An 11160-nucleotide genomic window follows, 5' to 3' on the forward strand; every position below is an offset into this window, starting at 1 on the left:
ACGGGCAACGCGATGACAGCAGCAACCAAGGTGGTGATAGTCGGTGGTGGTTTCGGAGGACTGGCGGCGGCGAAACGACTGCGGTCGGTGCCGGTGCAAGTGACGCTGCTCGATCGACGCAATTATCATTTGTTTCAGCCACTGCTATATCAAGTTGCTACTGGCGTACTTTCGCCTGCCAACATTGCCTCACCGCTGCGTGGAATCTTGCGTCATCAACGCAACGCCCAAGTTTTACTGGGCGAAGTGGTCGATTTCGATTTGGCAGGTAAACGAGTGTTGCAGAAGGAAGGCGATCCGATTGCGTATGATTGGCTAATCGTCGCATCGGGCGCAACTCACGGTTACTTTGGTCGCGATGAATGGGCCAAGTATGCACCTGGCTTGAAGACGATCGAAGATGCGACGGAGATTCGTAAGCGCATTCTCTATGCTTTCGAAGCCGCCGAAGCCGAAAATGATCCGCAGCGACGCCGAGCCTGGTTGACCTTTATCATCGTCGGTGGTGGACCGACCGGCGTGGAGATGGCCGGTGCCTTGTCGGATATCGCACATTACACGCTGCGTCATGACTTCCGCAGCATCCGCTCGTCAGAAGCCCGCATCGTTTTGGTCGAGGCCAGCCAATATCCGCTGGATGTCTACTCTGGTGACTTGCCAGCTAGATCACTCGATGCGCTACGCAAGCTGCACGTAGAAGTGCGCACGCTAACCAAAGCGGTCGACATTCAAGACCACTACGTAGAATTGGAATCAGGGGGCAAGCGCGAACGCATTGAAACCGAAACAGTCGTGTGGGCCGCTGGTGTGAAAGCTTCGGCACTGGCAGCCAAACTGGCGACCGCTTGTGGAACAACCACCGATCGCGCCGGTCGTGTAGCTGTCAACGCCGATTTGTCGCTGCCGGGATTTCCGAATGTCTTGGTCGTGGGTGATATGTGCACATGTATGCACGACGGCAAACCGCTGCCAGGCCTGGCTCCAGTGGCCATGCAACAGGGCCGGTACTGCGCCCAGCGCATCGAGAACTCGCTCGGCGGACGAACAACTCCTCCCTTTCAATACAACGACCGCGGATCGATGGCTGTTATTGGCCGGTACCAAGCAGTCGCGCAGGTTGGAAAACGCAAGTTCTTTGGCATCATAGCCTGGCTGATGTGGTTGGTGATTCACATCATCGAGATTACCCAGTTTCGCAACCGTCTGCTGGTGTTGGTCCAATGGGGTTGGACATTCTTTACGCGCGATCGGGCGGCGCGGCTGATCACAGGTGAGACAGAACCTCGCATCATTGCGCTCGACTCAAAAAGTCCAGAGTCGTACAATGAAAGCGTCAGCTGAGTATTCACGCCTCGGCCTCATAACGCATTCAAATCGATGGAGTTTCAGAATGTTGCACTACTGGAATCGCGCTTTGGTCGTGACTCTAGCCTGCATGGGGTCAGGTATGACCACCTATACAGTGCGGGCCCAGACCATTCTGGAACAGCTCGAGCAGAAGGTTCGCGATGGACTGGAACTGAATAGTTCGAATGAAACGGCGACCGCGCAAGACAATGCAGCCGACAATGAATTGCCTGCTCCAACACAACCCGCAGGTACTACCAACACAGGTAGCGGCAAGCGGACACCACCGCCTCCGCCGACCCCAGCCAGTCCGCGCAGCATCTTAGACGCACCGCTGCTGGGTTCGGATAATCCCAATGTCAAAGCTGCCAAGCCGACGCCCGACGAAGAGCCTGCAGCAGGCGGAATTTACCTGGGCTTGGAAGCCGAATCGCTGACTGGCGGTGGTATTGGAGTGCGAGTTGCCCGCGTGACCGAAAACTCGCCCGCCTGGCGTTCGGGGTTCAAAGTGGGTGATACGATACTGGCCATCGACGGCTTTGCCATTGCCGATCTGGATACGATGGTCGATCGATTATCGCTGCGCCGGCCTGGTGACACTATTCGCGTGTTGCTCTTGCGAGCCAACAAAAATGTCGAGCTGACTGCGGTGCTGCAAGACGCCAACTTAGCGCAGCGCCTGCACGGGGTAAATCCAAACTCGCCCATCCCCTCGCCACTGACACCCAGCGGTGGTGCCTGGCTGGGCGTGGTGGTGGCCGACTTGTCCAATGCGTTTCGCAATCAGTTTGGCTTGCGCACCTATCGTGCAGCCGCAGTGACCAACGTTACCAAAGGTTCGCCAGCTGATGCGTTGGGAATCCAACCGGGCGATGCGATCGTGGGCGCTGATAGCCGTCCGATCGAATCAGCCCGCGATTTATTGGACTGGATGGCCAGCAAACGCCCTGGGGAAGTTGTCAAACTGAACGTCATGCGCGGCACACGCTCGACTCTGCTGGAGACCACACTTGGTGGCGATCCCAAGCTAATGCCCACCAGCGCCGAGCGACCTGTGCTGGCGGATCCGTTTGATGCGGCCATGATCGCGTCACAAGACAACACAGTTCCCAGTCCCGTTATCGGTGACGCCAGCGAAGTGCAGCGTCTGCGTGGCGAGCTGAGAGAAGCTCGCGAGCAGATGATGACGCTCGAACAACGCGTCGCCGAACTGGAAAGTTTGTTGCGGGAACGCAAGTAAACCCGTAGCCACCGTCGCCAGACGGTGGAAACGTACTGCTTAACTCAAAATATCGCCAATCACATGACCGTGGACGTCGGTTAGACGGCGGTCGATGCCGTTGTGGCGAACGGTCAAGCGTTTGTGGTCGATGCCCATTAGGTGCAATAAAGTAGCGTGCAAGTCGTAGCAAAACGTTTTGCCTTCCACGGCTTGATATCCCCAATCGTCGCTTTGACCGTAAGTGGTGCCGGCGCGTACGCCTGCGCCTGCTAACCAAGTGACAAAGCTGCCGCCATTGTGGTCGCGGCCCAATGATCCTTGAGCAAATGGAGTGCGCCCAAACTCAGTGGTCCAAACGACCAGCGTGTCTTCCATCAGTCCCCGAGCCTTCAGGTCTTGTAGCAGGCCAGCGATAGGTCGATCGACGCTGCGGGCCATCGGCGGCAGTTCAGTTTGAATGTTGGCATGGTTGTCCCAGTTACCCGTTGCGCCTTGTGGACCACTCCACAACTGCACAAATCGAACACCTCGTTCGATCAATCGACGTGCCAGCAAACAGCGCCGCCCAAAATCAGCAGTCTCGGCTTGATCGATGCCGTACGCCTGCTGCGTGTAAGCTGTTTCACCCGTGAGATCAAAAGCCTCTGGGGCACTCAACTGCATTTTGGCGGCCAGTTCAAACGTTGCGATGCGTGCTTGCAACCGCGAATCGTCGCGATTGAGATCACCGCTGGAGCGCAGTCGCGCATGTTCTTGATTGAGCCGTCTAAGTGTTTCCAGTCCCGCCGCGCTGGCCCGGCGCGAAGCTTCAGGGAATTGTGGGCTGGGGAACAGATCATTAATTGGTTCTGGTCGACCGGAATCGATGACAGTGCCTTGATGCACCGCTGGCAAGAAGCCTGCGCTGAAGGGGCCTTTCTGGTTATACGGCAAACCCTTGGGATCGGGCAGCACGATAAACGTGGGCAAGTTATCGACGATACTGCCCAGACCGTACGAGATCCAGGCACCGAAACAGGGAAAACCCGGTACGAGAAAACCGGTGTTCATCATGTAAGTGCCGGGACCATGGACGTTGGTCTTGGATGCCATAGCCATCAAGAATGCCATATCATCGACGTGGGCAGACTGTTCCGGAAACAGTTCGCTGACCCAGCGTCCGCACTGGCCATGCTGTGCAAAGCGAAAGGGGCTCTTCATGATCGCGCCGGCCGGGGCCACGAAACCTTCGGGTTTCTCTTTGGGGCCCAGCATTTGTCCATGCAACTTGTCGAGCATCGGTTTGTAGTCGAACAAGTCCATCGGACTAGCGCCACCGGTCATGAATAGCTGGATCACCCGCTTGACCTTGGCAGGGTGATGCAAACCACCAGGCAGCTCCTCTCCTGCTCCACACCCTTCACGCAACAGCATTTGCGACAGTGCCAGGCCTGCAAAGCCGTTGCCGATCGAATTGAGAAAATTTCTGCGTTGCATGAGTTGCATTATGGATGACTTAAGTGCCGCCTTACGCTGGGTAGCTTACGCAAATCGCCTTTTGCTGTGGGCCTTTCGCGGAGCGAAAGGAGACACTATTTCAAGTGCAAGTATTGTTGCCAATCGTCGGCGGTCAAATCATGTTTGCCGGTGCGCAGATGGTAGCTGACCGGGCCAAGGATCGGCTGATCGGCGGCAGGGTACTGTTTCAGTTTGGCCTCACAGACTCCCAATTGCACATAGATCTGTTCAGCCAACTGCGTGGCCAGGAATTCACCATACGGATCGGCCCATTGGTCCTCAGTAGCGCTAGCGACGTGCAGCCGCCGTGGAGCCACCAGGGCCAGCAGTTGATGTTGATCAAACGGCATCTCGGCTTCGTTGTCGTTGTATTGACGATAGTTGCGACAGAACCAATGCGGAAAAGAATTGTTGATGCGCCACACAGTTTCGCCATAAATGCGTTTACTCAGCGCCGCGCCACCGCAACCAGAGTTGTTGGAGATCACCCCGGCAAAACGTGGATCGGTAACGCCTGCCCAAATCGATGTTTTACCTAGTCGCGAATGGCCGTAGACGATCACCTTTTGTGCATCGACTTCGGGTTGTTTCTCGAGAACATCCAGCAAACGCGAAAGTCCCCAAGCCCACGCGGCGATCGATCCCCAGCGATCGGGATGGGCTTCATCGCAGACATGATCTGGGAAAAGTGCATGCACGCCATTTTTGAAACCATCATCAAAGTCCGGATCGATGTCGCCGTAATAGGCTGTGGCTACGGCGCACCCCTGACCAATAATCAACTCGACCGGCAAACGATGGGCTTGCGAGCCACGTCCTTTTTCGATGGCCTTGTTACCATCGGAGGTGCCATCTTTCGTACTGTCGGTGACCCACGAACTGGGAATCAATACGGCCGGATCGGTGGTCTCGGCGTGGTTGCCGCGAAAGTTCAGTCCCAGAAAAGTTGTCGATGGGGTACTCTTCTTGGCAGGAGTGTACAGCAGCAGATCGATTGGTACCGCAGCAGCGCTGGTGCTGAGCGTCACACGAATCTGTTTGCGCTGGGCTGCGCCGTCGAAGGCGGTGCCTTCTTCAACTACTTGCCACTCGAGCCGCGCCGGTTGGCTGGGTGCGCGGCCAAACATCTCGCTGGTGAATAGTTCCAACAGCTCCGCTCGGCGCTTGTTCCAAGCCGCGTTGATATCGGTTGAATCTGAGGACGGAGCCTTATCCCAAAGGGGCGGCAGTGGGTAGTTGCCCACCTTGGCCTCGTCATAGTTGGCTTCGAACTTTTTGGTCTGCGCCATAACTGAGCTCGCCAGGCTGCTGGAGATGGTCCAGACTATCAAGCAAAGGACTATTGTCGAAAAAGGCACAGGCCGATCTCCGAGGCAGGGCATAGCTGGACTCCGATAGCCGTGGGGGGTGAGAAGAGATGCAACGCGGTGCGAAGTTGTGCACGACACCGCGCATCGAAATGCGTTTGTAGGTAGGTTGTTTGTTTGGTGGAGCTGGACAGGGTATGCTATTCGAAGTGCGAGCGGTAGTTGTTCAACTTCTAAAGTCGACGAACCATCCAGCTTTGAAGGAAGCTGCTCCTGACCCGGACATGCAGCTTGATTTTATCTCATCACCCACCTAGTTTCATCACCCCACAGGACTTGTGATTCATGAACCGCACACATTCTTGGCTGCGATTATTGTTTACGGTCACCTTATCGTTGGTTGCGGTTCCCGCGCTGGCTCAGTTTCGCGTTGAGAAACACGAGGGCGGGGTGCGGGTGTTGGAATCAGACAAACTGATCGCCGACTATGCCATTAATAACGGTCCCAAGCCGATCCTGTGGCCACTGCTGGGACCCGATGGCCAGAAGATGACTCGCGATTATCCGATGGTCAAAGATAGCCAGAACGAAGCTCATGACCATCCTCACCATCGATCGCTGTGGTTTACTCACGGTGAAGTGAACGGCATCGACTTTTGGGCCGAAGGCGAAAAGATGGGTAAGACTCATCACGTGGAGTTCACTCAACTCTCAGAAGGCAAGACAGCCGTAGTGGCTTCCAAGAACATTTGGAAATCGGCCGACGGCCAATCGGTGTTGAGCGATCGACGCCGCTTTACCTTTGGAGTAACTGCCGAAGGCAGCCGCTTTGTTGATTGCGAAATACTACTGATCGCTAGCGAAGGCGATCTGCATTTCGGTGATACCAAAGAAGGCACTTTCGCGGTGCGCGTGGCCGAGTCGATGAAGGTCGAAGCCAAGCAGGGCGGCAAAATTATCAACAGTCAAGGTGAAACCGATGGTCAAGCTTGGGGCCGACCGGCCGACTGGGTTGACTATCATGGACCGGTGGCTGACAAGACGGTCGGGATTGCCATCCTGTGTCATCCAACGACCTTTCACTATCCCAACCGCTGGCACGTGCGCACCTATGGACTGTTTGCCGCGAATCCCTTTGGTGTGTCTCATTTCATCAATGCCAAAGAGATGACCGACGGTGCACGCATCAAGCAGGGCGAAGAGCTAACGTTCCGTTACCGAGTGATCTTGCACGCAGGCGATGAGAAAGCAGCCAAGATCGCCGACAATTTCAAAGCCTTCGCCGAGCAAAAGTTCGAAGCCCTCTAAACCGACGGCGTTAGCCCTATGCTGCGCATTGCCAGTGCCACCCGAAGTCCTTTAAATTTCCAAAGTTAAAAGCTGTACGATCTCGTTAGTGAAGAGGCAACCGAGGCTAACGCCTACGGCTTAGTCGAGTCTAACGACTGCTTTCGCGGATGCGGGCGAGACTATACAATTCCGAGAGTTATTCTCTAGTTCGGCTCCGCTTTGTAAAATCTCGTCCATGACATCTTCCGCTCAACCTGCCGTTGGAATCATTATGGGCAGTCGTTCGGACTGGGAAACGCTCCAAGCGGCAGCCGAGGTTTTAGAACAATTGCAGATTGCTTGCGAATGTCGAGTCGTCTCGGCTCATCGGACCCCTGCCTGGATGGTTGAATATGCGCAGTCGGCGGCCGATCGTGGACTACAAGTCATCATTGCCGGCGCGGGCGGAGCGGCACACCTGCCGGGCATGGTGGCATCGATGACGCATCTGCCAGTGTTGGGTGTGCCGGTGCAGAGCAAGACGCTAAGCGGTTTAGATTCGCTGTTATCAATCGTGCAAATGCCAGGTGGCATACCGGTCGGTACCTTGGCCATTGGAACAGCCGGTGCCAAGAACGCGGGTCTTTTGGCGGCACGCATCTTGGCTTTAAATGACCAGGCCTTGACCAAACGCTATCAAGCTTGGGCGACTGAGCAGACGCAAGCGGTCATGTCGGATAACGAGTTGAGCTAAGGGAGCGGTCGCTAAGTTGACAGAGATCAATCCAGGCAGTTGGCTCGGTATCTTCGGCGGCGGACAACTGGGACGCATGTTTACGCATGCGGCGCAGGCGTGTGGTTATCACGTGGTGGTCTTTGAGATCGAGCCGAATTGTCCTGCAGCCCAAGCTGCGGATCGCCACTTGTGTCCAACGGATGTCCAGGGCGATGTGCTGGACCTGGTCGAGACATTTGCTCAAGGCGTGCAAGCCATCACGCTAGAGTTTGAGAATGTACCCAGCCACTGGTTGCGCGCGGCGGTCAAACATACAGTTACTCGACCGGCAGCTGAGTTTCTTGAAATCTGTCAGCATCGCGTCAAGGAAAAGACCGCCGTACAAGCGGCTGGTTTTCCAGTGACGCCCTTTGCACCTGTTCGTCAACCGGCCGACGCGCTGGCTGCGGGTGAAAAGCTTGGCTGGCCCATCATCTTGAAGACCAGTCGTTCGGGATACGATGGAAAAGGGCAAGCCGTCGTGCGCTCGGCCAGCGAGGTCGCCGCCGCGTGGGAATCGCTCAAGACCGACGATGCCATCGCTGAGCAGCGGATTGATTTCGTCGCGGAAGTTTCGATGCTCGGGGCGCGCAATGCACGCGGGCAAGTGGTCACCTATCCGCTGGTGGAGAACGCACACTCCAATCACATCTTGGATGTCTCACGCTGTCCGGTCAGCCCTGAACTCATGCGTTACGAAGCTGAGGCGCGTGAGATCGTGTCTGGAGTTGCCCAGCGCTTCGAAGTGGAAGGCATCTTTTGCGTCGAGTTTTTTATCGATGCCCGCCGGGGCTTGATGGTCAACGAAATTGCACCCCGACCGCACAATTCGGGGCATCTCACGATCGAAGCTTTTCCGACTAGCCAATTCGAGCAACAACTTCGCGCTACCTGCAATTTGCCGCTGGGCAAAACCGATCATTTTCGACCAGCCGCGATGGCAAATTTGCTGGGAGATTTGTGGTTCGTCAAGCAAGAAGCACCTGCATGGGAACGAATATTCAGTACCCCGGATGCTCACTTGCATCTCTACGGAAAAGCTCAGCCGCGGCCCGGACGCAAGATGGGGCACCTGACCTGCACTGCCGACTCGGCAGAGGAAGCGGTCGAAAAAGTCCGCCAACTGCGCGCGGCCATCGCTACATGATTTGCAATTTGAAATCTGAGACTTATCATCAGCAAATCTGAAATCTAAAATCTAAAATCTAAAATCGAAAATCCTATGAACGCCACGCTTCGCATTGCCCTTCGCGCCTTGAGCAAGAACAAGATGCGAGCTGGATTGACCATTCTGGGTGTGGTCATCGGTATCGCGGCCGTCACGGCTATGGTCTCAGTTGGTCTCTCGGCCAGCGCTTTAGTGCAAGGCGAGTTCGCTAACTTGGGCACCAACGTTATCGTGGTCATTCCTGGTAACGAACAAACGCGCGGTGGCGTGCGCAGCCAAATTCAGTCGCTGCGGCCGTTGGATGCCAAGGCGATCGAGAAAGAATGTCCTAGCGTGCTGGCTGCAACTCCGGTCGTGGTAACCACCGCGCCGGCCATCTACGGCAACAGCAACTGGACCGCTCGGGAGATGTTTGGCGTCGACGAGAAATTCACCACGGTGCGCAACTGGAACGTGCGTTCGGGCATCTTCTTTTCCGAGCGTGATGTGGCTAGCGGCAATAAAGTTTGCGTGCTCGGACAGACGGTCGTCAAGAATCTGTTTCAGACCAGCAATCCCTTGGGACAAGTCATTCGTGTCAAGAACATCCCGTTCGAAGTAATCGGCGTGCTGGAAACCAAAGGCGCCAACATGGTTGGTGAAGATCAAGACGATGTCTTGATCATGCCTTACACCACTGTTCGCAAACGACTTCAAGGCAACAACTTTGATACAGTCAATGTTATCCTGGCATCGGCGCGAACTACACAGCTAATGAAGTCGGCTGAAATGGAGATCAAATCTATTCTGCTTGATCGCCATTCGATCGCCCCGGGTGAACCGGCTGATTTCGAAGTGGCCAACACCACCGAGATCGCCAACGTCTTCGGCATCATCACGGGCACAATGACCATGTTGCTCGCTGCGATTGCGGGTGTTTCGCTGATGGTCGGCGGCGTGGGCATTATGAATATCATGCTGGTCTCCGTCACTGAACGCACGCGCGAGATTGGCATTCGCATGGCCGTGGGCGCGACGCCGCGGGATATCTTGATGCAGTTCTTGGTGGAATCGATGGTGCTATCGATGATCGGTGGCATCATCGGAATTGCGATTGGTATCGGTGCCTCGGTAGGCTTGACGACTTTGATCAATGCGATCTCGTCGGGCCGGCCCTGGCCGATCGTCGTTAGTTACATGGCTGCGGTTGGCGCTCTGATATTCTCAGCCCTGGTTGGGGTAGGTTTTGGCTACTATCCAGCTTGGCGCGCCAGTCGCTTGGACCCCATCGACGCCCTGCGCTACGAGTAAGCCACGTAGCAGCGTCTCTCCGAGACGCTGACTATCTACTGGCAGAGTCTTGCGATCATTCGCGATTCGAGTCTCGGAGAGACTCGGCTACGTGCCACGTAGCAGCAGCGTCTCTCCGAGTTGCTCATCGGGCAACCTTAACGAATGGAACAACGATAGCCAGAAGGAAGACGCATGCCTGACCCACGGCAGTTGGCATATCCAAAACTCTCTAACATGATTTCCCTATACAAAGAGAATTCATGGTATTGGATTAGTGGGATTACGTTTGCTGAAATCATGTTGGTTATCAGAAGGCGGAAGAGGCGATCGCCAACAGCTTGGTGCCCGGGCTGAAGAAGGGCTGTGTTTCGACTTACGTGCTGTCGACGCGCACGCCAATAGCCTACCGATCTACAGGATCGGTGCCGTCAAAAATCTGGATGACGCTCGGCGTATGGGCGATGACTTCATCCTGAGCGGTCCATGCAAAGAGCGACTGACGGTCGTGGGAGACATTTGGCGACACGCTCGCGGTGAGTAACCAAGCGATTGGCGAGAGGTCGTCAGGTCTATTGACACTGTCATATGACAGTGTAAGATACCGGGCATGAGTAGACTGTTCGGGATGTCGGACTTGCAAGAGTTGGTGGCTTCGGCGCTCGTTAGCGGCGATTATTCGCCGGCCGACTCGGCTCGCATTCGGCCAGTGCCCGATACGCGAACGATTCGCTACTACACGACGCTGGGATTGCTCAAGCCGCCTGCAAAAATGCAAGGCAGGACGGCCCTGTATAACGAATCGCATGTCCTGCAGTTGGTGGCCATCAAGCGTCTGCAAGCTCAGGAGATGTCACTGTCCGACATTCAGCAGCGAATGGTGGGACTGCCCAACAGTCGCTTGGCCAGCCTGGCGGGACTACCCGCGGATTTTTGGACAGCGGCCGATAAGCAACTGGAGAAACGCAAGCGACAAAGAACCGATCGATTTCGTCAGAAGTCCAAAACGACTGAGACTGTAGCTGCCCCTCCCTCAGCGGCTGATGAGCCTTTTTGGCTTACGCCCGCGGCGCTACCTGAGAGTTGCACAAAGCCCATCGTGGCTGAAGGGCTCTCAGGTAGCGTTCAGCCACTGCAGGTGCAGGCCACGGTGGAATTGTGGCTCAGGACAGGTGTTCGGCTGAATGTTACGCTAACTGCTAGCGGCGACCAGCCGGCAATAGATGCTGCTGCTATCCAAGCCGCAGCCCAACCACTTATTGAGGAGCTGATTCGACAAAAACTCATTCGACCCTAAGCGCGTAAT

The 11160-nt window shown here is 55.7% G+C and carries 10 protein-coding genes; 8 read left to right on the forward strand and 2 right to left on the reverse strand.

Annotated elements, in window-relative coordinates:
- The first annotated feature begins 12 nt into the window (after positions 1–12).
- Complete coding sequence (locus tag SH573x_RS21890) at positions 13–1341, forward strand: NAD(P)/FAD-dependent oxidoreductase (protein WP_479349922.1); 1329 nt, start codon at positions 13–15, stop codon at positions 1339–1341.
- 49 nt (positions 1342–1390) lie between these two features.
- Positions 1391–2587, forward strand: coding sequence for a PDZ domain-containing protein (locus tag SH573x_RS21895; protein WP_479349923.1), 1197 nt, complete (start codon positions 1391–1393; stop codon positions 2585–2587).
- Positions 2588–2626: 39 nt separating this feature from the next.
- Here SH573x_RS21895 and SH573x_RS21900 read toward each other — a convergent pair whose 3' ends face one another.
- Positions 2627–4054: a DUF1501 domain-containing protein gene (locus tag SH573x_RS21900; RefSeq protein ID WP_479349924.1), complete on the reverse strand. Its 1428-nt coding sequence runs from the start codon at positions 4052–4054 to the stop codon at positions 2627–2629.
- 86 nt (positions 4055–4140) lie between these two features.
- Positions 4141–5355, reverse strand: a complete 1215-nt coding sequence (locus SH573x_RS21905) for an alpha/beta hydrolase family protein (RefSeq protein WP_479349925.1) — start codon at positions 5353–5355, stop codon at positions 4141–4143.
- A gap of 363 nt (positions 5356–5718) precedes the next feature.
- Here SH573x_RS21905 and SH573x_RS21910 point away from each other — a divergent pair, with 363 nt between their 5' ends.
- The 6 genes from SH573x_RS21910 (at position 5719) to SH573x_RS21935 (ending at position 11151) form a co-directional block, all read left to right on the forward strand.
- The gene (locus SH573x_RS21910) at positions 5719–6681 is read left to right on the forward strand and encodes a DUF6807 domain-containing protein (protein WP_479349927.1); all 963 of its coding nucleotides are present in this window, start codon (positions 5719–5721) and stop codon (positions 6679–6681) included.
- Between the two features lie 217 nt (positions 6682–6898).
- Complete coding sequence (purE, locus tag SH573x_RS21915) at positions 6899–7396, forward strand: 5-(carboxyamino)imidazole ribonucleotide mutase (protein ID WP_479349928.1); 498 nt, start codon at positions 6899–6901, stop codon at positions 7394–7396.
- A gap of 16 nt (positions 7397–7412) precedes the next feature.
- Positions 7413–8564 carry a 5-(carboxyamino)imidazole ribonucleotide synthase gene (locus tag SH573x_RS21920; protein ID WP_479349930.1) on the forward strand — a complete coding sequence of 384 codons (1152 nt, stop codon included), beginning with the start codon at positions 7413–7415 and terminating at the stop codon, positions 8562–8564.
- Positions 8565–8639: 75 nt separating this feature from the next.
- Complete coding sequence (locus tag SH573x_RS21925; RefSeq protein WP_479349931.1) at positions 8640–9875, forward strand: ABC transporter permease; 1236 nt, start codon at positions 8640–8642, stop codon at positions 9873–9875.
- A 256-nt stretch (positions 9876–10131) separates the two neighbouring features.
- The gene (locus SH573x_RS21930) at positions 10132–10398 is read left to right on the forward strand and encodes a hypothetical protein (protein ID WP_479349932.1); all 267 of its coding nucleotides are present in this window, start codon (positions 10132–10134) and stop codon (positions 10396–10398) included.
- A 66-nt stretch (positions 10399–10464) separates the two neighbouring features.
- On the forward strand, positions 10465–11151 hold the full coding sequence (locus SH573x_RS21935; protein ID WP_479349933.1) for a helix-turn-helix domain-containing protein: 687 nt from the start codon (positions 10465–10467) through the stop codon (positions 11149–11151).
- The last annotated feature ends 9 nt before the right edge of the window (positions 11152–11160 follow it).

The sequence above is a fragment of the Rania fehmarnensis genome, from assembly GCF_056494185.1.